At 71.1% G+C, this 24459-nt stretch carries 17 protein-coding genes; 10 read left to right on the top strand and 7 right to left on the bottom strand.

The window, feature by feature from the left end; genetic code table 11:
- Positions 1–57: 57 nt before the first annotated feature.
- Complete coding sequence (locus ACFQQL_RS05675) at positions 58–1143, top strand: tartrate dehydrogenase (RefSeq protein WP_382392129.1); 1086 nt, start codon at positions 58–60, stop codon at positions 1141–1143.
- Complete coding sequence (locus ACFQQL_RS05680) at positions 1140–2306, top strand: mandelate racemase/muconate lactonizing enzyme family protein (protein ID WP_382392131.1); 1167 nt, start codon at positions 1140–1142, stop codon at positions 2304–2306. The genes ACFQQL_RS05675 and ACFQQL_RS05680 overlap by 4 nt, the downstream gene beginning before the upstream one ends.
- On the opposite strand, the gene ACFQQL_RS05685 is transcribed toward ACFQQL_RS05680, so the two are convergent.
- Entirely contained in the window at positions 2273–2680 is a 408-nt protein-coding gene (locus ACFQQL_RS05685; protein ID WP_382392133.1) for a hypothetical protein, read from the bottom strand. The genes ACFQQL_RS05680 and ACFQQL_RS05685 overlap by 34 nt on opposite strands.
- 207 nt (positions 2681–2887) lie before the next feature.
- On the opposite strand from ACFQQL_RS05685, the gene ACFQQL_RS05690 reads away from it, so the two are divergent.
- The 6 genes from ACFQQL_RS05690 (at position 2888) to ACFQQL_RS05715 (ending at position 9571) form a co-directional block, all read left to right on the top strand.
- Positions 2888–4300 carry a Na+/H+ antiporter NhaC family protein gene (locus ACFQQL_RS05690; RefSeq protein WP_382392135.1) on the top strand — a complete coding sequence of 471 codons (1413 nt, stop codon included), beginning with the start codon at positions 2888–2890 and terminating at the stop codon, positions 4298–4300.
- Positions 4301–4352: 52 nt separating this feature from the next.
- The gene (gene cuyA, locus ACFQQL_RS05695; RefSeq protein WP_382392137.1) at positions 4353–5360 is read left to right on the top strand and encodes a D-cysteate sulfo-lyase; all 1008 of its coding nucleotides are present in this window, start codon (positions 4353–4355) and stop codon (positions 5358–5360) included.
- Positions 5357–6064: a cysteate racemase gene (gene cuyB / locus ACFQQL_RS05700; protein ID WP_382392139.1), complete on the top strand. Its 708-nt coding sequence runs from the start codon at positions 5357–5359 to the stop codon at positions 6062–6064. Before cuyA ends, cuyB begins: the two co-directional genes overlap by 4 nt.
- A gap of 108 nt (positions 6065–6172) precedes the next feature.
- Positions 6173–7414 carry an AGE family epimerase/isomerase gene (locus ACFQQL_RS05705; protein WP_382392141.1) on the top strand — a complete coding sequence of 414 codons (1242 nt, stop codon included), beginning with the start codon at positions 6173–6175 and terminating at the stop codon, positions 7412–7414.
- 430 nt (positions 7415–7844) lie between these two features.
- Positions 7845–9227, top strand: a complete 1383-nt coding sequence (locus ACFQQL_RS05710) for a sugar transferase (protein ID WP_382392143.1) — start codon at positions 7845–7847, stop codon at positions 9225–9227.
- 71 nt (positions 9228–9298) lie between these two features.
- On the top strand, positions 9299–9571 hold the full coding sequence (locus ACFQQL_RS05715) for a hypothetical protein (protein WP_382392145.1): 273 nt from the start codon (positions 9299–9301) through the stop codon (positions 9569–9571).
- Positions 9572–9680: 109 nt separating this feature from the next.
- Here ACFQQL_RS05715 and ACFQQL_RS05720 read toward each other — a convergent pair whose 3' ends face one another.
- Positions 9681–16202: a beta strand repeat-containing protein gene (locus tag ACFQQL_RS05720; RefSeq protein WP_382392147.1), complete on the bottom strand. Its 6522-nt coding sequence runs from the start codon at positions 16200–16202 to the stop codon at positions 9681–9683.
- 221 nt (positions 16203–16423) lie between these two features.
- Entirely contained in the window at positions 16424–17518 is a 1095-nt protein-coding gene (locus ACFQQL_RS05725; RefSeq protein ID WP_382392149.1) for a hypothetical protein, read from the bottom strand.
- A gap of 990 nt (positions 17519–18508) precedes the next feature.
- Between ACFQQL_RS05725 and ACFQQL_RS05730 the strand changes: the two genes are divergently transcribed.
- Entirely contained in the window at positions 18509–19138 is a 630-nt protein-coding gene (locus tag ACFQQL_RS05730; protein ID WP_382392151.1) for a VOC family protein, read from the top strand.
- Between the two features lie 124 nt (positions 19139–19262).
- Entirely contained in the window at positions 19263–19994 is a 732-nt protein-coding gene (locus ACFQQL_RS05735; protein ID WP_382392153.1) for a mechanosensitive ion channel family protein, read from the top strand.
- An 86-nt stretch (positions 19995–20080) separates the two neighbouring features.
- Here ACFQQL_RS05735 and ACFQQL_RS05740 read toward each other — a convergent pair whose 3' ends face one another.
- The 4 genes from ACFQQL_RS05740 to ACFQQL_RS05755 all read right to left on the bottom strand — a co-directional run bounded on the left by ACFQQL_RS05740 (position 20081) and on the right by ACFQQL_RS05755 (position 24447).
- Positions 20081–21592 carry an SLC13 family permease gene (locus ACFQQL_RS05740; RefSeq protein WP_382392155.1) on the bottom strand — a complete coding sequence of 504 codons (1512 nt, stop codon included), beginning with the start codon at positions 21590–21592 and terminating at the stop codon, positions 20081–20083.
- 107 nt (positions 21593–21699) lie between these two features.
- Complete coding sequence (locus ACFQQL_RS05745) at positions 21700–22491, bottom strand: N-acyl homoserine lactonase family protein (RefSeq protein WP_382392157.1); 792 nt, start codon at positions 22489–22491, stop codon at positions 21700–21702.
- Positions 22484–23485: a nitronate monooxygenase gene (locus ACFQQL_RS05750; protein WP_382392159.1), complete on the bottom strand. Its 1002-nt coding sequence runs from the start codon at positions 23483–23485 to the stop codon at positions 22484–22486. Before ACFQQL_RS05750 ends, ACFQQL_RS05745 begins: the two co-directional genes overlap by 8 nt.
- Positions 23485–24447, bottom strand: coding sequence for a carbon-nitrogen hydrolase family protein (locus tag ACFQQL_RS05755; protein ID WP_382392161.1), 963 nt, complete (start codon positions 24445–24447; stop codon positions 23485–23487). Before ACFQQL_RS05755 ends, ACFQQL_RS05750 begins: the two co-directional genes overlap by 1 nt.
- Positions 24448–24459: the final 12 nt, after the last annotated feature.

Raw genomic sequence — 24459 nt, forward strand, 5'->3', positions numbered from 1 at the left:
CCGCACCCGACCCCACGGCCGCCCGGCCACCGACCCACCCCCGATGGAGGTCCTGCCATGCCGTCCCACCGCATCGCCGTCATCCCCGGAGACGGCATCGGTACCGAAGTGGTCCCGCCCGCCCAGCGTCTGTTGGACGCGGCGGGTGAGCGCTACGGCTTCTCCTTCGAGTGGACCGAGCTCGACTGGTCGTGCGAGTACTACGCCCGCACCGGCCGGATGATGCCGGCCGACGGACTGGAGACGCTTCGGGAGTTCGACCAGATCTTCCTCGGCGCCGTCGGCTACCCGGGCGTTCCGGACCACGTGTCCCTGTGGGGCCTGCTGATCCCGATCCGACGCACCTTCCGCCAGTACGTCAACCTTCGGCCCGTCACCCTGCTGCCCGGTATCGACAGCCCGCTGCGTGATGTCCCCGCCGGCGGCATCGACTTCCTCGTGGTGCGGGAGAACAACGAGGGCGAGTACAGCGAGGTCGGCGGCCGGCTGTACCGAGGGACGGACCAGGAGCTCGCCGTCCAGGAGACGCTCTTCACCCGGGCCGGGGTGGAGCGCGTCATGCGCTACTCGTTCGGCCTCGCGGCCTCGCGCGGTGGACGCCTGGCCTCGGCGACCAAGTCCAACGGGATCATCCACACCATGCCGTTCTGGGACGAGATCTTCCGGGAGCTGGCTCCGGAGTACGCCGAGGTCGAGACGAGCGAGTACCACATCGATGCCCTGGCCGGGCTCTTCGTGCTCGACCCCGGCCGGTTCGACGTCGTCGTGGCCTCGAACCTCTTCGGGGACATCCTCACCGACCTCGGCGCGGCCATCATCGGCAGCATCGGCATCGCACCGTCGGCGAACCTCAACCCGGAGAGAGACCACCCGTCGATGTTCGAGCCCGTCCACGGCTCTGCACCGGACATCGCCGGGACAGGCCGGGCGAACCCGCTCGGCCAGGTGTGGGCGGGCGCCATGATGCTCGAGCACCTCGGCCACACCGACGCCGCACGGGCCGTGCTGACGACCATGGGGAAGGTCCTGGGCGAGACCGGCGTGCGCACGCCTGACCTCGGCGGGACCGCGTCCACCGCCGAGGTGGAGCAGGAGCTGCTGCGCGTCTTCGCGACGCTCGAGGACCAGGAGGAGCGCGCGTGAGGATCGTCGACGTACGGGAGAAGACGTACCCGATCAGCTCCTCCATCCGGAACGCCTACATCGACTTCAGTCGGATGACGTTGAGCCTCGTCGCCGTCGTCACCGACGTCGTACGGGACGGCCGGCCGGTGGTCGGCTACGGCTTCAACTCCAACGGCCGGTACGGCCAGGGCGCCATGCTGCGGGAGCGCTTCGTGCCGCGACTGCTCGAGGCGGACCCGGACGGACTCCTCGACGACGCAGGCACCTTGGACCCGCACCGCGTCTGGGACGCGATGATGGTCAACGAGAAGCCCGGCGGGCACGGTGAGCGTTCCGTGGCGGTCGGCACCGTCGACATGGCGGTCTGGGACGCCGTGGCGAAGATCGAGGAGAAGCCGCTCTACCGGCTGCTCGCGGAGCGCTATGGCGACGGCGAGGGCGACCCGCGCGTCTTCGTCTACGCGGCCGGCGGGTACTACCACCCCGGACAGGACCTCAGGGCCCTCCAGGAGGAGATGCGCGGCTACACCGCCCGCGGGTACTCGGTGGTGAAGAAGAAGATCGGTGGGGCGAGCCTGGAGGAGGACCGCCGACGCATCGAGGCCGTGCTCGAGGCGCTGGAGCCGGGGCAACGGCTCGCCGTCGACGCGAACGGACGGTTCGGCCGCGAGACCGCGCTCGCGTACGCCGAGGCCCTGGAGGAGTACGACCCGTTCTGGTACGAGGAGCCCGGGGATCCGCTCGACTTCGAGCTCCAGGCCGAGATCGGCCGCCGCTACTCCGGGGCGCTGGCGACGGGCGAGAACCTGTTCTCCGTCCAGGACGCCCGCAACCTTGTCCGCTACGGCGGTATGAGACCCGAGAAGGACTGGCTCCAGTTCGACTGCGCGCTCAGCTATGGCCTGGTCGAGTACCTGCGCATCCTGGACATGCTGCGCGACCACGGCTGGTCCCCACGGCGGTGCATCCCGCACGGCGGTCACCAGATGTCGCTCGCGATCGCCGCGGGCCTGGGCCTGGGGGGCAACGAGTCCTATCCCGACCTGTTCCAGCCCTTCGGTGGCTTCCCGGACGGCACGGCCGTCGAGGACGGGTACGTCACGATCCCGGACCTGCCGGGAATCGGCTTCGAAGGCAAGGCCGACCTCTACGCCGTGATGCGCGAGCTGGGGGAGAGGTAGCCGGCTGGGCCGTGCACGGCGGTGCGGCCGGCGTCCGCGACGACGGCGTGCGCACCCGCCTCCGCCAGCCGTGCCCGGTTGTGCTCGTCGGTGTTGACGCACAGCAGGGCACCGCCGCGCTCCTCGAGGCGCGCCGCGGCGCCGTCGATCGCCGCTGCGGCCCCGGGACCCGCCAGCCGGGCGGCGTCCAGATCGAGGACGACGACGGACGCGACCGTCGACAGCGGATCCAGGACGTGGTGCAGCCGCTCCGCGTCCCGACGGCGCAGCACCCCGGTGGGTCGGATCACTGCCGTGAGCCACGGGGCGTCCTCGTCCAGCTCGTGCACCGGGTCGAGCACGACCTCACCGGGCGCGTCGGTCGTCTGCGTCATGCCAGCCTCCTCAGGTCCGCCGACGGGATGTCGACGGGCACCACACTGACGTCCGGTACTGACAGTTGGGTGAACATCCGCCAAGGACAGGCTGGGGAGCCGGACCACGGCTCGTCGTGAACGCCACCGGAGCGGTGCGTAACACCCATGACATGCTGCGGGCCTACGGTCGGACCACGCAGGCTCCGAATTCTGAGGTGAGGCCCCATGTCAGACACCAGCGTGCAGAGCACCGAGGCCGAGACCTCGCCGGTCCGGATGTTCGGCGGCCTCGCCGGCGCGGCCGTGCCACCGCTGATCTTCATCGGCGTACTGTGCTGGCTCTCGATCGCGGAGCGCGCCTCGACCACCAGCTTCTGGGTGGGAGCCGCCGCGGCTCTCATCGTCGGACTGCTGCTCGCCCGGACCAAGCGGGCCTACGCCGAGTCGGTGATCGCCGGGCTCGCCGACCGCACCGGTGCGGTCATCATCGTCGCGTTCATCTTCGCCGGGATCTTCGGCGCCTTCATGAAGGAGGGCGGTCTCGTCGAGGGCCTCCTCTGGCTCGGGCTGGAGACCGGCATCCAGGGTGCGGCCTTCACGGCCTTCGCGTTCCTCCTGGCGGCCGTCTTCGGCACCGGCGTCGGCACGAGCGTCGGCACGGTGACCGCCCTCGTCCCGATCCTCTTCCCGGCCGGCGTCCTGCTCGGCTCGGACCCGACCATGGTGGCAGTCGCGGTCCTCGCCGGCGGCGCCCTCGGCGACAACCTCTCGCCCATCTCCGACACGACGATCGCCTCGTCCTACACGCAGGACGCGACCATGGGCGCGGTCGTGCGGCGACGGCTTCCCCTCGCCCTGACCGCCGGCGCGGTCAGCCTCGTGACCTTCTACGCCGCCGGTGGTGGCGGCGAGGTGGCGGCGGGTGGCAGCGTGACGGCCGAGTCCTCGCCGGTGGGCCTGATCATGCTCCTGCCGTTCGCGCTCGTCATCGTGCTCGCCCTGATGGGCCGGCACATCTTCGAGTCCTTGACCTGGGGGACGCTGTCGGCGCTCGTGCTCGCGCTGCTCACCGGCGCGCTGAGCGGGCCGGACATCTTCCACGTCCCGGCAGAGCGTGACGAGTCCACCGGTCTCGTCGAGGACGCGATCCTGGACGTGACCGGCCCGGTGCTCCTCGTGCTCTTCGTCCTCGGGCTCACCAGGGTGCTCGCGGACTCCGGCGTCATGAGCTGGCTCCTGGCCAAGCTGCAGCGGGCCGCTGCGCGAGGCGTCCGCTCCGCCGAGCTCGTCATCGTCGGGGTGAGCATCCTCTTCACCATCCCGCTGGGCGCCAACGCGCCGGCCATCCTCATGCTCGGCCCGACCATCGCCCGGCCCCTCGGGCAGAAGTACGACCTCGCCCCGGAACGGCGGGCGAACCTGCTCGACTGCGCCGTCTGCACCGTCTTCTACATGCTGCCGTGGCACAACGCCGTCATCGTCTGGTTCGGCGTGGTCGTGGCGGCCGCCGCCGAGTACGACCTGGACGTTCCCTCGATCTGGTCGGCCGGTCTCAACCCCTACGCCTGGGCGCTGCTCGTCGTCGTGGTCGTCTCCGCCCTGACCGGGTGGAACCGTACGTACGAGCGGACGGCGTAGCCGACCCCGCGACCTCGCCACTGCAGCACGACCGAGAGGATCGAGACACCCGATGGATCTGGCCCGCTTTCCCCGTCGCCGGTACACCGAGGCCCCGACGCCGATCGAGCACCTCCCGCGCCTGAGTGCGGCGCTCGGCGGCCCGGACGTCTACGTCAAACGTGACGACCTGCTCGGTCTGGCCTCGGGCGGGAACAAGACCCGCAAGCTGGAGTTCCTCGTCGCGGACGCGCTCGCCCAGGGTGCCGACGCCCTCATCACGACCGGTGCCGTGCAGTCCAACCACTGCCGCCTGACGCTGGCCGCCGCCGTCAAGGAAGGGGTGGCGTGCCACCTGGTGCTCGAGGAGCGCGTGCCCGGTTCCTACAGCGAGGACGCCTCCGGCAACAACCTGCTGTACCGGCTGCTGGGTGCCGACTCCATGACGGTGGTCCCTGCGGGCACCGACCTCGCGGGAGCCATGGAAGAGGTGGCCGAGCGGGTCCGGTCCGCGGGCGGGACGCCGTACGTCATTCCCGGGGGAGGATCGAACGCCCGCGGGGCACTGGGCTATGCCGCCTGTGCCGCGGAGATCCTCGGCCAGACCTTCGACTCCGGCCTGGCACTGGACCACGTGGTGTGCGCCAGCGGCTCGGGCGGGACGCACGCGGGCCTCGTGGCCGGGTTCCACGCCGGCTCCGCCCAGATCCCCTTGACGGGCATCAGCGTCCGCGCCGAGAGGACCGCACAGGAGGAGAAGCTGCACGCGCTCGCCGGCGGCGTCCTCGAGCTGGCCGGCCTGCCGGGCGACCTACCGCGGGAAAAGGTCGTCGTCCGCGACGAGTACGTCGGGCCCGGCTACTCGCTGCCCACTGACGAGATGACCGAGGCGATCCAGCTGTTCGCCCGGACCGAGGGCATCCTCCTGGACCCCGTGTACACGGGGAAGGCGGCGGCGGGGCTCGTCGGCATGATCCGGCAGGGTGAGCTGGCCGCGGGGGAGAAGGTCCTCTTCGTGCACACCGGTGGGGCACCGGCGCTCTACGCCTACCCCGACGCCGCCCTCAAGGTCGTGTCGTGACGGAGGCACCGCTCGTCGGCATCCTCGGTGGGATGGGGCCCGCCGCCACGGCCGCCTTCTACGTCCGGCTCGTCGAGGTCACACCGGCCTCGCGGGATCAGGACCATCCCAAGGTCGTCATGTGGGCCGACCCGTCCGTCCCGGACCGTACTGCCGCCTTGCTCCACGGTGGTGAGAGCATCGTGCCGTGGCTCGAGCGGGGGCTCCTCAGGCTCAGTGATGCCGGTGCGACCTTCGTGGTCTCGCCGTGCAACACCGCGCACGTCTGGCTTCCCGACGTGGCACGGGACGTCGGGGTCGAGCTGCTCAGCATCGTCGACACCGCCGTGGACGCGGCGCTCGAGGAGGTGGGGAGCGGCGGCACCGTCGGTGTGCTGGGTACGCACGCCACGATCGCCAGCGCGATCTACCAGGACGGTCTCGCCGCTCGCGGCCTCACTCCTGTGGTGCCGGACGCGGACCACCAGGCCGGGCTCGTGCGTGCGATCTACGCGGTCAAGGCGGGTGGCGACCAGCTGGGTGAGGCGGGCGCCATCGTGCGCGAGGTGTGCCGGTCGCTGGTCGCCCGCGGCGTCGGCCTCGTGCTCAACGCCTGCACGGAGATCTCGCTCGTGCTCGACGGCGTCGAGCAGATCGTCCCCGTCGTGGACTCCTCCGACGCGCTCGCCCGGGCCACCGTGGACCGGGTCCAGGGCCGCGCATGAGCCTGGTCGGCTCGATCGGAGGCCGCCCGGTGACGCACGCGCACGAGTTAGTCGGGCACCGGCGCGCCGGGTAGCCTTCCGGACGGACCGGACCGAGGAGCTGGAGGCATGCCGACGATGACGACGCAGTGGCTGGGACAGCCTGCTCACACCCGCTGGCTCGAGCAGGAGACCGACGCGCTGCTGCGCTTCGGCCGCGCGTCCCGCACGGCGCAGGGGTTCGGCTATCTCGACGCCGAGGGTGTGGTCGACCCGGCGGCGACGACGGAGCTGTGGATCACCTGCCGGATGACGCACTGCTTCTCCCTCGCGACGCTGCTCGGGCGGCCCGGGTTCGCCCCGCTCGTCGACCACGGCCTCAAGGCCCTGGCCGAGGTGTTCGAGGACACCGAGCACGGCGGGTGGTTCTCCGCCGTCGGACCGGAGGGGCCGGTCGAGACGCGCAAGGAGGCGTACCCGCACGCCTTCGTGCTGCTGGCGACCTCCTCGGCGACGGCGGCCGGCCGGCCTGGCGCGGCCGAGCTGTTCGCGCGTGCCCAGGCCGTGCAGACGCAGCGGTTCTGGCGCGATGCGGAGGGCATGGTCGTCGAGAGCTGGGACCGGACCTTCACGGAGCTGGAGGAGTACCGCGGCGTCAACGCGAACATGCACACGGTCGAGGCATACCTGGCCGCCGCAGACGTCACCGGCGACGAGTCCTGGCTCGACCGGGCGCTGAGCATCGCCCGTCGTGTGGTCGACGACTTCGCCCGAGGCTCCGACTGGCGGATCCCGGAGCACTTCGACCCGGCGTGGACACCGCTGCCGGAGTACAACCGCGACGACCCGGGCCACAAGTTCCGGCCGTTCGGCGCCACCATCGGGCACTGGTTCGAGTGGTCCCGCCTGGTGCTCCAGGCCCGCGACTCGGTGGTCGCCCGGGGCCGGGACCCGGAGCCCTGGATGCTCGAGGGCGCCACCGCCCTGTTCTCGCGCGGGGTGGAGGCCTGGGCGGCCGACGGCGTGAACGGGTTCGTCTACACCGTGGACTTCGACGGCGTGCCGGTCGTGCGTGAGCGGATGCACTGGGTGATCACCGAGGCGATCGGTGCGGCCGCAGTCCTCCATCGTGTGACCGGCGAGGAGAAGTACGACGACTGGTACCGCACCTGCTGGGACCACGCCGCCGAGTACTTCGTCGAGCGGCCCGGCGCCTGGGTCCACGAGCTCGGCCCCGACCTGGCGCCAAGCGCCAAGACGTGGTCCGGCAAGCCGGACATCTACCACTCGCTCCAGGCGACGCTCCTCCCGCGTCTCCCGGTGAGTCCCGCCATCGCGCCGTCGCTCGCCGCCGGGCTGCTCGACAGCTGACGCCGAGGCGGCCGGCGCACCGCTGCGATCAGCCGTTTCACCCTCCTCCCGCCCCCCGGGTGAGGGGCTCGTTCACCCGGCGTTCACCCACCGAACGGCTAGTGACGCCGCCTGCCGGAGAGTTCCCTGGGCATCGCACTGCACACATGTCCGGAGGAACCGAATGTCGAGACGCCTGGGTGTCCGCCCCGCTGGGGCCGCCGCCGTCGCCTCGGAGCCCTTCGGACCCATGGACCGCGTCCTGGCGGCGGTGGGACTGTCGAGCCTATCCCCCCTGCAGCACGACAGAACCGCCGCCAGGACGCAACCCTCGCCCGGGGCGGTCACGCGCGGCTCACGCCGGTCACGTCACGTGTGGCTCTGGATGTGGCCCGCGCTGGCTCCGGACCTCGGTCCGCGCTGGGATCGTCGCTACCGCGCTGCCCTGATCGTGACCGACCTGGTCGTCCTCGCGCTCGCGGTCGTGATCGCGGACCTCGTCCGCTTCGGCACCGAGCCGGGCACGCTGACCCTGCGGACCGGGGCGACGCTGGACTACGAGGTGGTCGGCGCCCTCGTGGTTCTCGTCTGGTTCTGTGCCCTGACCGCGTGGGACACCCGCGTCCGCAGGGTCATCGGTGCCGGCATGGAGGAGTACCGCCGGGTGCTCAGCGCCACCTTCGGCGCGTTCGGAGGCATTGCCCTCCTGTCCTACCTGGGCCCGGTCGAGCTGTCACGCTCCTACGTCATCGTCGCGCTGCCCGTAGGGGTCTTGCTCCTGCTCGGCGGCCGTCTGGCGTGGCGGCTTGGCCTCGCCCGGGTCCGCAACGACGGGCGTGCCCTCACGGGCACGGTCGTGGTCGGCGACGCGGATCACGTCGAGACCGCGGTCGCCGAGATGAGGCGCCACCCCGAGACCGGGTACACCCCGGTTGCCGTCGCCCTCACATCCTCGGAGGACTCAGGCAGCAGCGGGCAGCCTCCGGTGCCCGAGCTGCCGCGGATCTCCCTCGAGGAGCTGAAGGTTGCGGCGCAGGACCCGCGTCTCGGGGCGGTCCTCGTCGCCGGTGGGATGCCGGCGAAGCAGATCAAGCAGATCGCGTGGGACCTGGAGGCCGGGGAGTCGGAGCTGATGATGGTCTCCCAGCTCACCGATGTCGCAGGGCCGCGGATCCACCAGAGCCCGGTGGACAACCTGCCGGTGGTCCACGTGGACCTGCCACGGTTCTCGGGCGGCGCGCACCTGCTCAAGCGCACCATGGACGTCGCCTTCTCGGCGGGGGTCCTCGTGCTGCTGGCGCCCTTCTATGCGGCGGTCGCGCTCGCGATCAAGCTCGACGACGGAGGACCGGTCTTCTTCCGGCAGGAGCGTGTGGGGCAGGACGGCACCACCTTCCACATGCACAAGTTCCGGTCGATGAGTGTCGACGCCGAGCAGCGTCTCGCGTCGCTGAAGGCGGATGAGCACCAGGAGGGCCCGCTCTTCAAGCGTCGCGACGATCCGCGGGTGACGCGGGTCGGGCGGTTCCTACGGCGCCATTCGATCGACGAGTTCCCGCAGTTCTGGGACGTGCTGCGCGGGAAGATGAGCGTGGTCGGCCCGCGGCCCCCGCTGCCCGTCGAGGTGGCCGAGTACGAGCCGCACGTGCACCGCCGGCTGCTCACCAAGCCCGGTGTCACCGGGCTGTGGCAGGTCTCGGGACGGTCCGACCTGCCGTGGGACGAGGCTGTCCGGCTGGACCTGAGCTACGTGGAGAACTGGTCGGTCAGCGGTGACGTGGTGCTGGTGCTGAAGACGCTGCGTGCCGTCGTCACCGGGTCGGGCGCGTACTGACGGCACTCCGCACGCTCCTCGGTCCGCCGCAGCGTTCGGGCCCGCAGAATGGTGTGATGCCGTCCTACCGCGTGCACGTCCCGGTGGGGCTGTTGCGTCCCGGCGTGGTGCCGGAGGACGTGCTGCCACGAGCGGCGACCGCGGCGGCCGAGATGACCACCGTGGAAGCGAAGGACGTCGGCGTCGTGCGTGGCCGCGCACGGATCACCGTGCGGTTCACTTCGGATGACGATGCGTTCGCGCAGTCGGTCGCGGCTCGCGTGCATGCAGCGGTGGCCGAGCTGGCTGACGTAGGAGGGTCCGAGGTCACGCGAAGGTCGCGCGGACGCTGGGAACCGGTGTGAGGCAGGGCCCACCCGGCAGCGGTGTGAACCGCTATCGGGTGGGACCTGGCCTGCGGGCGCCCGCCCCGCTCCCCCTGCACAGAGGTCGGGCCGCCCGCAGGGACGTGGGTCACGCGGTGACCCGGCTCCTGGTGCGGAGCGCCAGCCCACCAAGGACCAGGAGCGCCGTGAGCCACGCGAGCTCGGTGACGTCCGCACCGGTCGCCGCGAGCTCACCGTCGCCCTGGGCAGCCTCGGAGGGGAGAGTGCCGTTTCCGACACCCATCTCGGGCATACCGGAACCAATGCCGATGCCGGTACCCGGCCGGACAATCGGCCCGGTGGGCGGGCTGAACCCGCCACCGATGCCTCCGATGGTCCCGTCGGACCCGTCGGAGCCGTCTGATCCGTCGGTCCCGTCGGAGCCGTCGTTCCCGTCGTTCCCGTCGGTCCCGTCGTTGCCGTCGTTGCCGTCGTTCCCGTCGGAGCCGTCGTTGCCGTCGGTCCCGTCGTTGCCGTCGTTCCCGTCGGTCCCGTCGGAGCCGTCGGTCCCGTCGGAGCCGTCGTTCCCGTCGGAGCCGTCGTTGCCGTCGGTCCCGTCGTTGCCGTCGGTCCCGTCGGACCCGTCGGAGCCGTCTGATCCGTCGGAGCCGTCTGATCCGTCGGACCCGTCGGACCCGTCGGACCCGTCGGAGCCGTCCGAGCCGTCCGAGCCGTTGGACCCGTCGGACCCGTTGGACCCGTCGTCCGGCGCGGCGACAGCCCGCGACTCGATGACGGTGTCAACGAGGCCGTCGGGACCGATGACGTCGTCCGCGACGCCTTCGACGTTGCCGTTCACGGCGTTCGCGACGAGGTTGTCCTCCCCGACCACGCCGTCAACGACAGCGGCCGCAAGACCGTCGGTGACGCCGTCCTCCGGTGCGTCCGGACCGAGCACGTCATCCAGCGCGCCGTCCTCGGCGGTGACGCTCTCACCGATCTCCGAGACGGCGGAGTCGTCGGGCAGGACGGCGTCAACCGCACCGTCTCCACCCACGACACCCTCGACACCACCGGTGACTGCGTCAGGGACGTTGCCGTCCGTGACACCTTCGGTGATGCCGTCGTCGCCAATTGCAGCCTCGATCAGCTCGCCGAGAGCGCCCGTTGCACTGTCGGCGTCACCGATGACACTGCCAATCGCTTCATCGATGCCTCCCACCGGGTTGCCCTCGTTGAGGCCGTCGGTGATGTTGTCGAGCGCCTCGGAGACAGACCCCTCAGCTCCGACTGTCTCATCGACGAGACCGGGCAGGTTGCCAACCATGCTGTCGCCAGTGTCGCTCACGGCGCCACCAATGATGGACGGGACGTCGACCAGGTCGTCGAGACCTCCATCGGGAGTGCCGGGCTGGGTGTCGCCGTCACCCGGCTGACCGGGCTGCTCGTTGCCGCCTCCGGGGTTGCTCGGCTGGAATCCGAGAAGCCGGAAGAGAGAGCGAGAGGCGTTTCCAATGGTGCCGGTGGTGTCGTCAACGATCCCGCCGATGGTGCTGTCGAGGTCGGGCAGGCCCGGGAGACCGGGCAGCTCGCCGTCGCCGTCACCGGGCAGGCCGGGGAGTCCGGGCAGGCCCGGGTTCTCTCCGTCCCCGTCACCGGGCAGGCCGGGGACGGGGAGGGTGCCGACGACGCCGCCGATGGTGCCGGTGGTGTCGTCGACGATCCCGCCGATGGTGCCGTCGAGGTCGGGCAGGCCCGGGAGACCGGGCAGCTCGCCGTCGCCGTCACCGGGCAGGCCGGGGAGTCCGGGCAGGCCCGGGTTCTCTCCGTCCCCGTCACCCGGGAGGCCGGGGACGGGGAGGGTGCCGACGACGCCGCCGATGGTGCCGGTGGTGTCGTCGACGATCCCGCCGATGGTGCCGTCGAGGTCGGGCAGCCCCGGGAGACCGGGCAGCTCGCCGTCACCGTCACCGGGCAGGCCCGGCAGGCCGGGGAGTCCGGGCAGGCCCGGGCTCTCTCCGTCCCCGTCACCGGGCAGGCCGGGGACGGGGAGGGTGTCGACGATCCCGCCGATGGTGCCGTCGAGGTCGGGCAGGCCCGGGAGACCGGGCAGCTCGCCGTCGCCGTCACCGGGGAGGCCCGGCAGGCCGGGGAGTCCGGGCAGGCCCGGGTTCTCTCCGTCCCCGTCACCCGGGAGGCCGGGGACGGGGAGGGTGTCGATGACGCCGCCGATGGTGCCGGTGGTGTCGTCGACGATCCCGCCGATGGTGCCGTCGAGGTCGGGCAGCCCCGGGAGACCGGGCAGCTCGCCGTCACCGTCACCGGGCAGGCCCGGCAGGCCGGGGAGTCCGGGCAGGCCCGGGGTCTCTCCGTCCCCGTCACCGGGCAGGCCGGGGACGGGGAGGGTGTCGATGACGCCGCCGATGGTGCCGGTGGTGTCGTCAACTGCCCACTCGATGGTTCCGGTCGTGTCGTCAACGACCCCGCTGATGCTGCCAGTGGCGCCGTCCACGACTACTTCGATCGTGCCGGTGGTGTCCTCGACAACCCAGCCGATCGTGCCGGTGCTGTCGCCAACGAGGCCGTTCAGCGTGCGCACCGTGAAACTGGTGATGCCGTTGACGGTTCCGGTGGTGTAGCCGACGACTCCGTTCATCGTGCCGGTGGTTTCGTCGATCACGCCGCCGAGGTCGGGCAGGCCCGGGAGACCGGGCAGCTCGCCGTCGCCGTTACCGGGCAGGCCCGGCAGGCCGGGGAGTCCGGGCAGGCCCGGGTTCTCTCCGTCCCCGTCACCGGGCAGGCCGGGGACGGGGAGGGTGCCGACGACGCCGCCGATGGTGCCGGTGGTGTCGTCGACGATCCCGCCGATGGTGCCGTCGAGGTCGGGCAGGCCCGGGAGACCGGGCAGCTCGCCGTCGCCGTTACCGGGGAGGCCCGGCAGGCCGGGGAGTCCGGGCAGGCCCGGGTTCTCTCCGTCTCCGTCACCGGGCAGGCCGGGGACGGGGAGGGTGTCGACGACGCCGCCGATGGTGCCGGTGGTGTCGTCGACGATCCCGCCGATGGTGCCGTCGAGGTCGGGCAGGCCCGGGAGACCGGGCAGCTCGCCGTCGCCGTCACCGGGGAGGCCCGGGGTCTCTCCGTCCCCGTCACCGGGCAGGCCCGGCAGCCCGGGGAGACCCGGGAGGTCGGGCAGCCCGGGCAGTCCGGGTTCCGGCCATCCGGGCAGGTCGCCCTCGAAGTTGCCGTCACCAGCGCCATCGTTGACGACGGTGTCGTCGTCAGTGACGTGGTTGCTGGTGTCCGTGGGCGAGTTGTTGTCGGAGTTGTTCTCCGTGTTGCCGATAACGGATCCGGCGGTGCCGTCGCCGGTGATCGGCAGGGTGATCGGCGCGGTGGCACCCGCGTCGTCGCCGTTTCCGTTCCCGACTCCGTAGTTGTGCTCACCGTTACCGGAGATCACGCCGTTGACCAGTCCGTCACCCGAACCGTTGCCACCACCGGCGTTGACGGTGGTGTCGTCGTCGGAGACGGCGTTGTCGCTCGTCGTGGGCGAGGTGTTCTCGGAGTTGTTCTCGGTGTTGCCCAGGCCGGTTGCGGTGGTGCCGTCGACGGTCCACGGCAGGGTGATCGGCGCGGTGGCACCCGCGTCGTCGCCGTTGCCGTTCCCGACTCCGTAGTTGTGCTCACCGTTACCGGACACCGGGCCGTTGGCGATGCCTTCACCGGTCCCGTTCCCGCCGAGGTCCTCACCGTCGGTTTCGGCGCCGGCCCCGTTGACGGTGGTGTCGTCGTCGGAGACCGAGTTGCCGGTCTGCGTCGGTGCGGTGTTGGCGGAGTTGTTCTCGGTGTCACCGACAACGGACCCGGTCGAGCCGGAGACGTTCCACGGCAGGGTGATCGGCGCGGTGACACCCGCGTCATCGCCGTTGCCGTTCCCGACTCCGTAGTTGTGCTCGCCGTTACCCGAGACGGCCCCGTTGAGGATGCCTTCACCGGTCCCGTTCCCGGGGCCCCCGTCGACGTCGGCGTCGGTGCCGCCGGCTGAGCCGTTGGCGATGACGTCGTCGTCGGAGACCTGGTTGGTCGCGACGGTCCCGGCGGTGTTGGCCGAGTTGTTCTCGGTGCTGCCGATGACCGATCCGGTGGTTCCGGAGATGCTCCACGGAGCGGTGATCGGGAGCGTGGCGTCAGTGTCATCACCGTTGCCACCGCCGACTCCGAAGTTGTCCTCACCGTTCCCCGATGCGGCGCCGTTGAGGATGCCTTCACCGGTCCCGTTCCCGGAACCGTCGGCAGGCTGCCCGTCGGCGACACCGCCGTTGGTGGTGGTGTCGTCGTCGGAGACCGCGTTGTCGGTCTCCGTGGGACCCCTGTTGACCGAGTGGTTCTCGGCGCTGCCGAGCCCGGTCGCCGTGGTTCCGGAGACGTTCACCGGAAGCGTGACAGGCGCGACGCCGTCGACGTCGTCCCCGTTCCCGCTGCCGACTCCGTAGTTGTGCTCGCCGTTCCCGGAGGCCGCACCGTTGGCGATGCCCTCACCGGTCCCGTTTCCGAGTCCACCGTCGACATCGACACCGTTGCCCGCGGCGGAGCCGTTGGTGGTGGTGTCGTCGTCCTCGACCTGATTGGTCGCGGTGGTCGGAGCACGGCTCACCGACCGATTCTCGGCAGTGCCGACAACCGACCCGGTGGTGCCGGAGAGGTTCACCGGAGCGGTGACCGGGAGCGTGGCGTCGGTGTCATCACCGTTGCCGAGCCCGACTCCGTAGTTGTGCTCGCCGTCGCCGGAGGCAGCCCCGTTGAGGATGCCCTCGCCGATGCCGTTCCCGGTGCTCCCGTCGACGTCGGCTTCAGCGCCCTCGGCGGAGCCGTTGGCGATGCCGTCATCGTCAGAGACCGTGTTCGACGTGGTGGTTCCGCTGGTGTTCACCGAGGTGTTCTCGGTGTTGCCGACTCCGGAGATGGCGCTGCCGGTGGCGTTGATCGGCAGGGTGATCGGCGTGGTGGCACCCACGTCGTCCCCGTTGCCGCCCCCGACTCCGTAGTTGTGCTCGCCGTTCCCGGAGGCCGCGCCGTTGGCGAGGCCCTCCCCGATGCCGTTACCGCCTCCGAGACCAGCGATGCTCGCGGCGTCGCCACCACCGTTGGCGGTGGTGTCGTCGTCCGAGACGTCGTTGGTCGCCGTGGTGGGCGCGGTGTTCACCGAGCGGTTCTCGCTGTTCCCGACAACCGACCCGGCGTTCCCGGAGACGTTGACCGGCAGGGTGATCGGCGCGGTGGCACCCGCGTCGTCCCCGTTGCCGCCGCCGACTCCGTAGTTGTGCTCGCCGTTGCCGGATGCCGATCCGTTGAGGAGACCGTCGCCGATCCCGTTCCCCGAAGCGCCGTCGACACCGGTGCCGTCGGCGGAGCCGTTGGCGGTGGTGTCGTCGTCCGAGAACTCATTGGTGGCGGTCGTCGGTGCGGTGTTCACGGAGGTGTTCTCCGAGTTCCCGACCCCGGAGATGGCGTTGCCCGAGACGTTCACCGGAAGGGTGACCGGTGCCGTCGCGTCCACGTCCTCGGCGTTGCCGCTGCCGACCCCGTAGTTGTGCTCACCGTCGCCGGAGGCAGGGCCGTTGGCGATGCCCTCGCCGCTCCCGTTGCCGAGGCTGCCGTCGACGGCGACATCGGTGCCGTCGGCGGAGCCGTTGGCGGTGGTGTCGTCGTCCTGGACCTCGTTGGTTGCGGTCGTCGCGGCGTTCGTCTCCGAGTCGGCCTCCGAGTCGCCGATCAGGCTGATCGCGTTCCCGGAGACGTTCACCGGGATGGTGATCGGCGCGGTGGCACCGGCGTCGTCGGCGTTGCCGCTGCCGACTCCGTAGTTGTGCTCACCGTTGCCCGAGGCGACGCCGTTGGCGATGCCCTCGCCGGTCCCGTTCCCGGACTCGTCGGCTCCGGCACCGCGCTCGGTGGTGTCGTCGTCGAGGACCGTGTTGGACGTGGCGGTCGAGGCGTCGGTCTGTGCGTCCGACTCCGAGCCGCCGACCAGCCCCACGGAGTTGCCGGAGGTGTTCACCGACACGGCGACTGGTAGGTCGACGCTGGCGTCGTCGGCGTTACCCCCGCCCACTCCGTAGTTGTGCTCGCCGTCGCCGGAGGCAGGGCCGTTGGCGATACCTTCGCCGGCGCCATTCCCAGAGCTCCCGTCGGCACCGTCGTCGACATCCGAACCGCCGGCGGACCCGTTCGCGGTGGTGTCGTCGTCGGAGACGGAGTTCTCCGCCGTCCTCGACGCATCGGTCTGCGACGACGAGGAAGAGTCTCCGACGACACCGACGGAGTTGCCCGAGACGTTGATCGGGACGTTGATCGGTGCGGTGACGTCGGCGTCGTCGGCGTTGCCGCTGCCGACTCCGTAGTTGTGCTCACCGTTGCCCGAGGCGGCGCCGTTGGCGACACCGTCCCCGGAACCGTTGTCGCCGCCGTTCCCCTGGCTGGGAGCGTCGTCGGAGCTGGTCAGCCCGACCGCGTCCGTCGTGGTGTCGATGGCACCGGTGACGGTGGACGCGGCGCGTGCGACCGTTGATGGTTCGTTCTGCTGCTGAGCAGCTGGTGGGTCGTTACCAGCGGGCTCGTTGGCCTCGTCAGAGTCAGCGTCTTGGCCGGTGGGCGCCTGAACGGTTTCCACGACGGCCGAGGTGGTGCTGGCACTGATCTGGTCAACCACGCTGTCGTCGGTTGCGGCGTGCGCCGCCGCTGCTCCGACAACCATGAGCCCACCGGTGAGCAGTGACGTCTGTACTGCCCTCCGAAGGAAGAGATGCATGGCTTGACTCCTGACTGGATGGATGGACCGGCACACCGAACGGGTGCCGAGAGACATGCCGGCAGAATCCGGCCGTCCATCCGTCAGTCGGGAGCGACTGCGACCTCGAGGATGACCTCGAGGAGTGCCGACGGCGAGGCCGCGGCCGCGAGGGTGATCATGGCGTCCGCGGTCGCCAGAAGTCCGCGAACGAGGTCTGTGTCGGCGCTACCGAGCGGGTGCCCGGTGGAGCTCACGCTGGCGCTCGGGCCAGAGGTCGAGGTCATGGCCGGCGTCGGCACACCCTGAGGTGTGCCTGCCGTCCCGCTGACGCTCTCCACGGGCGTGCCCGCAGGGGGTGCGTCGGGGGTGGCCTCGGCCGCCGCGCCCGCTGTCCAGAGAGCGGGGGTGGTGAGGTCGCCGACGTGATACGAGAGGTCGGGATAGGTGAGCTGGTCGAGCTCGAGAGACTCCGGCTGCGAGCTCTCGTCCGCGCCGCGCTCCGCGCTCTCGGCCGGCTGCCGCACCTGCTCGGCGTCGTCGGCGGCGGGTGGCACGGGTGAGGTGGGCGTTGCCGGGTCGGTGGGACCCTCAGGTGAGGGGCGCGTGCCGGGCCCGGGAATCGGGTCGGGACCATCCACGCCAGGGTTGGCAGGCGTGGCGTCGCCGATCGGATCGAGTGGGGAGACCGCGTCGAGGATGGGGTCCGTCACAGGCGGCACCGTCTCGACAACGGGTGTGACCACGGGCGGGACGGCTTCGACGATGGGGGTGGTGACCGAGTCGACGACGTCGACGACAGGTGTGGTCACCGGCGCGACCGGGTCGAGGATCGGTGTCACGACCCGGTCGACGACCGGTTCGAGGACAGCGTCCGTGACCGGGGCCACGACACCGTCGCCGAGGTGCTCGGTCACCCGGCCGACCGATGGGTCCACCACGTCCTCGAGGACTGGGGTCACCGTGCTCTCGAGCACCGGGGCGGTGACCTCGCCGACCGGTCCGACGGCGTCACCAACGCCGGTCGTCACATCGCCGATGCTGTCGGCGACGTTCGTGACCGGCGGCTCGACGACGTCCTCGACGATCGGTTCGACGGCGCGGTCGCTGGCCTGCCGGATGGTCTCTGTGACCGGTGCTGCGTGCTCGGCGACCCGGTCCGTCACGGTCCGGAGCGTCTCGTCGACCGTCGGCGTCACGACGTCCTCGACCGTGGGCTCGACCGTTTCACGGACTCGGTCCGTGGTGTCCCGGACGGTCGGAGCGACGTGTTCGCGGACCGTCTCCTCGACCGGACCGCTCAGCCTCTCCAGGGCGGATGGGCCTGACGTCGGCTCGGAAGATTCGGAAGACTCGGAAGACCTGGAAGGTTCGGCAGGCTCGGCCGGTTCGGCAGGCTCGCGGGTCGGCGCTGCCTCGGCGGGCTGCTGGTCAGTGGTCACGGGATCGTGGCTCGTGGACGCCGTCTCGTGGCTCGTCGGTGCCGGCTGTGGCGCCGACTGTGACTGCGAAGACTGTGACCGGGAGGGCTGCGACGCCGCTCGGCTGGATGCCGAGGCGGCGGAGCTCTCGTCCCGGGTGTCGCTGTTCGGCCCCGACGAGGCCGCACCGACCGCCTGGGTGACGTTGCGCGTGGTCTCGTTCGTCGTGTCCGCGACCGCGCTCGTGGCCTCCTCGGCCACGTCATCGACCGTCTCGGTCGCACCGCCCACGACATCGCTGAGGACGGAGCCGTCGGAGGCGGAGGCGGAGGGCCCGAGCAGGGCGGAGCCGAGTACGACGGCGCCGCCACCGGCTGCCGTCAGGAGGCCGCGCACGACCCAACGCGAGATGCGGGTGATTCCGCCCTCGCCGTTGTCGGCGGGGTCACTCATAGAAGCCGCCCCCCTGCGGATTAGCACTTCGTCCTTCTCAACCGTGGAGATCGGGTGCCACCGGATCCCCGAGTTGAAGGCGGGTGCCACCACCTTCGGTTCTGCATCCGTCGGAGGGCTGACGGGCGGAACGAGATCAATGTAGCGCGTATCACATCGATCGCGCTAGGGCCTTAATCGAATGTTCACCGAGGTCAGCCGCGTGTCGGCCGCATCGCTCGATGCGTTTGCAGGTTTGTTCCGGTCCGCGCGGGCTGTCCGTCTGCGTGCAACGGGCGCCTTGTGCACGCCGCGGCGATGCCGTAGGAGAGGGGCATGACCTCCACCGCGCCCCGCCACCTCGACCACGTCGTCGTCACGACGCCAGACCTTCCCGGCGCCCTGCGCGCGATCGAGGATGCCACCGGCGTCGCGCTAGAGCCGGGTGGTGTCCACCCCACCTTCGGCACTCGGAACTACCTCGCCACGTTCGGTGGCGATGCGTACCTGGAGCTTCTCGGCGCGGACCCGGACAACACCTCCTTCACGGGCGCGCGCCCGTTCCGCGTCGACGACGCCACGACCACATCGGCCGCCACCTGGGCCGCGCACCCGCCGTCGGTGGCGCGGGCGCTCGCCGCCGCCCGCGACGCCGGCCTCGACCTCGGCGAGCCCTACGACGGGGCACGTCGTACGGATGACGGCACGCTTCTGCAGTGGCGCCTCACACCGAACTTCGTGGAGCCTTCCGGCGTCGTGCCGTTCCTCATCGACTGGGGCGAGACGGTCACACCTGCGCGCACGATCGGGCCGCGGCTGACGCTCGCGAGCCTGTCGGCGACCCATCCGGACCCAGAACGGATCGGCGCCGTGCTCGCCGCGATCGGGGTAGACCTCGAGGTGCGCGAGGGCCCCGGACGCCTCTCGCTCACGATCGAGGGGCCGGCCGGACAGATGTCGCTCTGAGCGGCGGTCTGTTCCGCGCTGCGGGACCGCAACTGGCTCGATCGCGGACGTTGCTCTAACGTCTGGCGGGCAATGTGGCCCAAGCAGGGGGGCCTTTCGCACACACCGAAAGGAATGCATTCGCATGGACCTCACACAGAGTCTCCAGGACACCCTGGGCTCACTCGTCGCGTTCGTGCCGAGGCTTCTGGCGGCGCTGGTCATCCTCTTCATCGGATGGATCGTCGCCAAGGTCATCGAGAAGGCTGTCGTCACCGTCATGCGCAAGGTGCGGTTCGGCAACCTGTTGCAGCGCGCCGGTATCGCGGCGCCGATGGAGCGGATGGGTTTCGGTGACGGATCCCGCCTGCTCGCGAAGATCCTCTACTTCGCGATCGTCCTCATCGCGCTGCAGCTGGCGATCGCAAGCCTCGGCATCGTCGCACTCGAGGAGCTGCTCAACAGCCTCGTCGCGCTGCTGCCGCAGATCTTCGTCGCACTGGTCATCGTCGTCATCACCGGCGCCGTGGCCAACGCCATCAAGTCGCTGTTCGGTCCGGCCATCGTCCGGATGCCCGCGGGGAATCTCCTCCTGAGCATCATCGTCGGCGCCATCTGGGTCATCGGGGTCTTCGCCGCCATCGACCAGGTCGGCATCGCGGCGGGCATCGTCGACACGCTGTTCAACGTCATCGTCGGCTCGCTGGGCCTGATCCTCGTGATCAAGTTCGGTGTCGGTGGTGTCTGGGCGGCCAAGGATCGGTTCTGGCCGGCCGTCTACGACCGCGTCACCTCGGCCTCGCAGCCGAACGGTCGCCGTGTGGCGGACACCCCGCCCTCGGCGCCGGAGGCGCCGCCGGCCACGCCGCAGGCGTGACCGTGACGACGGCGGGCTGAGGCCGGCCGTCGCCGCACCCGAGACGTGGGCCGCCACCGCGAGGTGGCGGCCCACGTGCGTGCGCCTCAGAACACCACCGGGAACCAGGTCAGCAGGACCACCGTGACGACGACGGCGCTGACCAGGTTCAGCGCGAAGCCGACCCGGACCATCTCGCCGATGGTGATCTTCCCGGTGCCGTAGATGATCGCGTTGGGCGGGGTGGCCACCGGGAGCATGAACGCGAAGTTCGCGCCCAGCGCCGCGGCCATCATCAACGTGACCGGGTCGATCCCGATCGAGTTCCCGACGACCCCGAAGACGGGAACGATCAGCGTGGCGGTCGCCGTGTTCGAAGTGATCTCGGTGAGGAGCAGCACGAGGCTGGCGCCGGCGAAGACCACCACGGCGGTCGGCACGCCCTCGAGGACGCCGAGCTGCTCGCCGACCCACTCCGAGAGCCCCGACACCTCGAAGCCGCTCGCGATCGCGAGACCGCCGCCGAAGAGGATCAGGACGTCCCACGGAACCTTGCGCGTGTCCTGCCAGGTCAGGATGCGTGATCGCGTGGCCGCGCGGCTCTCGTCGTCGTCCCGGGCCGCCGGCAGGAGGAACAGGGCCACCAGGCCGGCGATGGAGATCATCCCGTCGGAGATCTCGGGCAGCAGCTCGACGAGGAAGAACGAGCGGGTGATCCACAGCAGCGCCACGCACGTGATGACGGCCAGGACGAGCCGCTCGTCGCGCGCCATCGGCCCGAGCCCGGCGAGCTCTCGGCGCACCACCTCCTTGGCGCCCGGGATCTCGCGCCGGTCGAGGCGGAAGGCGACACGGGTGAGAAAGAGCCAGATGATCAGCGCGAACAGGAAGGCGACCGGGGTGCCGAACAGCATGAACTGCCCGAAGCCGATCTCGGTGTCGAACATCTCGCGAGACTGCGCGGCGAAGATCGGGTTCGGGGTGCCGGAGATGAGCGTGCCCATCCCGCCCGCCGTCGCGCCGTACGCCGTGGCGAACAGGAGCGCACGTTCGAGGTTGCGCCGCTTGCGGTCGTCCACGGCGTCGAAGGTGAACTGACTCAGGATCGACATCGCGATCGGCACCATCATCATCGCGGTCGCCGTGTTGGAGATCCACAGCGAGACGAAGGTCGTCGAGAGGATGAAACCGAGGACCAGCCGGCTCGGGTTGGTGCCCAGCACGTTGATGATCGACAGCGCGATGCGCCGGTGGAGGTTGACCTTCTCGAGCGCGGCCGCGATCACGAACCCGCCGAGGAACAGCAGGATGATGTCGTCCGCGTACCTGGTGACGACGTCGTCGTAGCTCGTCACGCCCAGCAGCGGCAGCAGGATGACCGGCAGCAGCGCGGTCGCGGCCAGCGGGATCGCCTCGGTCACCCACCAGGTGGCGATCCAGAGCGTTGCGGCGAGGACGTGCTGGGCATCGCCACCCATCGAGCCCAGCTCCGGTCCCAGCTCCACGACGAGGAAGAGGACCGGGCCCAGGACGAGGCCGATCCGGCGGCCGGAGATGCCGCGGCGGCGGCCGCCGGTGGTGGTCGTCCTCCCGGGGGCGGTTGTCCGTTCTGACGTCATCGTCGGTGTCCTTCCTCCCGGTCGCAGGGCAGCGCCGGGTCGCGGCTCTTGAGGGGGGTGGTGGCGAGGTGCGCCGGGCGGTCGCGGTGCAGATCGCCGGCGCGGGGTCAGTCGATGAGTCCGATGTGCTCCGCGAACGGCCCGTCGAGCCGACGCAGCTCGTCGAGCTCGGCCGGGTCGTGCCCGGTGATGACCCGGACACCGTCCTCGCGGTAGTCACGCGCCAGGTCCAGGCCCTTGTACAGCCCCGGCAGGTCGGTGACCGCCGCGAACGGCATGTCCTCGTCCATCTCACGGCGGAAGTGCACGGCGTCCGAGGCCAGCAGCACTCGACCGGCCGGCGTCTCGACCAGCACCACGCTCTGCCCGGGTGTGTGCCCGCCGACCTCGAGCAGGTCGATCCCCGGTGCCACCTCGGCGTGCCCGACGAACGCCCGCATACGCCCCTCGTCCTCGGCCCGGCGCAGAGCGGCGAGCTCATCCTCCTCGGCGAAGTAGCCGATGAGCAGCTTCTGGGCCATGGGGGAGAACCAGAAGTCCCGCTCCGTCCGGGAGATGACGATCTGCGCCGACGGCAGCAGGTCGACGTTGCCGATGTGGTCGTAGTGGCAGTGCGTGACGATCAGCTGGTGCGGCGCCGCCAGATCCACACCGAGCGCCTCGTACGCCGCGGCGGGCGGGACGAGGACCTGCTTGCCCCGCCGTGCCGCGGCGGCCGCCGAGAAGCCGGTGTCGACCAGCACGGTCCGGGCCTCGTTGCGGATGACCCACAGGTAGTAGTCGGTCGGGTTCGGCCCGTCGTCCTCGCCGTAGAGGTGGTGGTTGAGGTAGACCTCCCGCCGGGTGGTCGGTGCCGTGCCGTGCCGGACGACGGCGATCTCGTACGTCCCGTCAGCCATGTGACCGCACCAGCCGCTCGAGGATCTCGCCCGCCGGTCCGGGCCGGGCGTCGCGGTAGCGCTCGCCGGCCCACATGGACATCGCCTCCGGGTCGCCGGCGCGCCTAGCGGCCGCCCGGACCGGGCCTGTGAGCTGGTTGAGGAACGGGTACCCCGCCGGGGCGTCGGCGTGCGTGGTCATGAACTCGTTGAGCAGCCCACGCGCCCAGCGTCCGCTGAAGGCGCGGGTCAGCGTTGTCTCCCGCTGTCCGGCGAGCAGCTCGCGGCGGTGGGTGGGGTCGGTGCCGGCCTCGTCCGCGACCAGCAACGCCGTCCCCACCTGCACGACGGCGGCCCCCGCCTCGCGTGCCGCGGCCACCGCGGCGGGGGTGGTCAGGCCGCCCGCGGCCACGATCGGTGCGGCGCCGCGCAGGGACCTCAGCAGGTCCTCGAGCGGCTCGGCCGGCGGCTCCACCGTCTGGTCGAACGTGCCGCGGTGCCCGCCGGCGGCCGGCCCCTGGACGCACAGCACGTCCGCGCCGCGCTCCAGCGCGGACCGGGCCTCCGCCGCCGTCGTCACGGTGGCGATCACCGTGGCTCCGGCCCGGTGCAGCGTGTGGACGGCGTCCGCCGGCGGGAAGCCGAAGGTGAAGGACACCAGCGGTACGCCTGCCTCGCGGACCACCTCGAGCTTCTCCTGCCACCCGTCATCGTCCGGGTGCGGGTCCGGCACGGCCAGGGCCGGGTGCGCGGCAGCGAGCCGGTCGCGGTACGCGCGCACCTCCGGTCGGATCTCGTCGGCCTCGGGCACGAAGAGGTTCGCACCGAAGATCTCCGCGTCGCGGCCCACCTCGGTCACCTGCTCGGCAAGCCGCTCGGCGCTGAGGTAGCCGGCCGCGAGGAACCCCGATCCGCCCGCCTCGACGGCGGCGCGCACCAGCGCTGGCGTGGAGGGTCCGCCGGCCATCGGGGCGGCGAGGACGGGGCGGCGCAGGGCCTCGAGCGGGGACGTCATCAGCGCGCTGTGTCCCGGTCGGGTGCGCTCTGGTGCGGCGGGTCCTGGAACGTGACGGCCTGCTTGGGACGCCGGTCGACCCGCAGCTCGAACACATCCGGCCGGGCATAGTGCCCGACCACGTCGAAGTCGAGGTGCCAGCGGGCCCGCATCCGGGGGTCGAGGTCGGCGTACAGGATCGTCTCCTCCTCGTAGACCGGCCCCGCGAGGACGGTCCCGGACGGGTCCACGATGAGGCTGCCGCCGCGCATGAGCACCGAGCCGGGCTCGGCCCCGAAGGCGGTCTCGTAGTCCGCGGGGTAGTCGTCGCGGGTGACGTACTGGCACGCGGAGAGCACGAAGCAGCGGCCCTCCAGGGCGATGTGCCGCATGGAGGCGGGCCAGGTGTCCCGGTCGTCCGCCGTCGGGGCGCAGTAGACGTCGAGATGCTGGCCGTACATCGCCTGCCGCAGCGCCGGCATGTAGTTCTCCCAGCAGATCACCGCGCCGAGGCGTCCGGCGGGGGAGTCGACCACCGGCAGCGTGGAACCGTCGCCGAAACCCCAGACCAGCCGCTCGGCGCCGGTCGGCATGAGCTTGCGGTGGTGGCCGACCCGGCCGCGTGCCGGATCGATCATCACGGCGGTGCAGTACAGCGTGCTGCCGTACCGCTCGATGATCCCGAGGACCACGAACACCCCGTGCTCGGCGGACGCCTCCGCGATCGTGGTCAGCTCGGGCCCGTCGAGCGTGACGGCGCCTGCGGCGTACCGGGCGTACTCCTCGCGGCCCTGCTCGGTGCGCCGGCCCACCGGGCTGCCGAACGTCAGGCCCTTCGGGTAGGTGCCGAGGAACGCCTCCGGGAAGAGCGCCGTCGTCGCGCCGTTCCGCCCTGCCTCGGCGATCAGCCCGACGGCCTTCTCGGTCGTCGCCGCCGGGTCGAACGGCACCGACCCGGCCTGCACCACCGCGACCTTCACCATGCGTGCGTCCTC

It is taken from the genome of Georgenia alba (assembly GCF_042665525.1).
Taxonomy (GTDB): domain Bacteria; phylum Actinomycetota; class Actinomycetes; order Actinomycetales; family Actinomycetaceae; genus Allobogoriella; species Allobogoriella alba.

Excerpts from the sequence above, each read along its gene's own strand:
- ACFQQL_RS05675 (WP_382392129.1), top strand. The coding sequence starts at position 58 with ATGCCGTCCCACCGCATCGCCGTCATCCCCGGAGACGGCATCGGTACC.
- ACFQQL_RS05685 (WP_382392133.1), bottom strand. The coding sequence starts at position 2,680 with ATGACGCAGACGACCGACGCGCCCGGTGAGGTCGTGCTCGACCCGGTG.
- ACFQQL_RS05690 (WP_382392135.1), top strand. The coding sequence starts at position 2,888 with ATGTCAGACACCAGCGTGCAGAGCACCGAGGCCGAGACCTCGCCGGTC.
- cuyA (WP_382392137.1), top strand. The coding sequence starts at position 4,353 with ATGGATCTGGCCCGCTTTCCCCGTCGCCGGTACACCGAGGCCCCGACG.
- ACFQQL_RS05705 (WP_382392141.1), top strand. The coding sequence starts at position 6,173 with ATGCCGACGATGACGACGCAGTGGCTGGGACAGCCTGCTCACACCCGC.
- ACFQQL_RS05730 (WP_382392151.1), top strand. The coding sequence starts at position 18,509 with ATGACCTCCACCGCGCCCCGCCACCTCGACCACGTCGTCGTCACGACG.
- ACFQQL_RS05735 (WP_382392153.1), top strand. The coding sequence starts at position 19,263 with ATGGACCTCACACAGAGTCTCCAGGACACCCTGGGCTCACTCGTCGCG.
- ACFQQL_RS05740 (WP_382392155.1), bottom strand. The coding sequence starts at position 21,592 with ATGACGTCAGAACGGACAACCGCCCCCGGGAGGACGACCACCACCGGC.
- ACFQQL_RS05745 (WP_382392157.1), bottom strand. The coding sequence starts at position 22,491 with ATGGCTGACGGGACGTACGAGATCGCCGTCGTCCGGCACGGCACGGCA.
- ACFQQL_RS05750 (WP_382392159.1), bottom strand. The coding sequence starts at position 23,485 with ATGACGTCCCCGCTCGAGGCCCTGCGCCGCCCCGTCCTCGCCGCCCCG.
- ACFQQL_RS05755 (WP_382392161.1), bottom strand. The coding sequence starts at position 24,447 with ATGGTGAAGGTCGCGGTGGTGCAGGCCGGGTCGGTGCCGTTCGACCCG.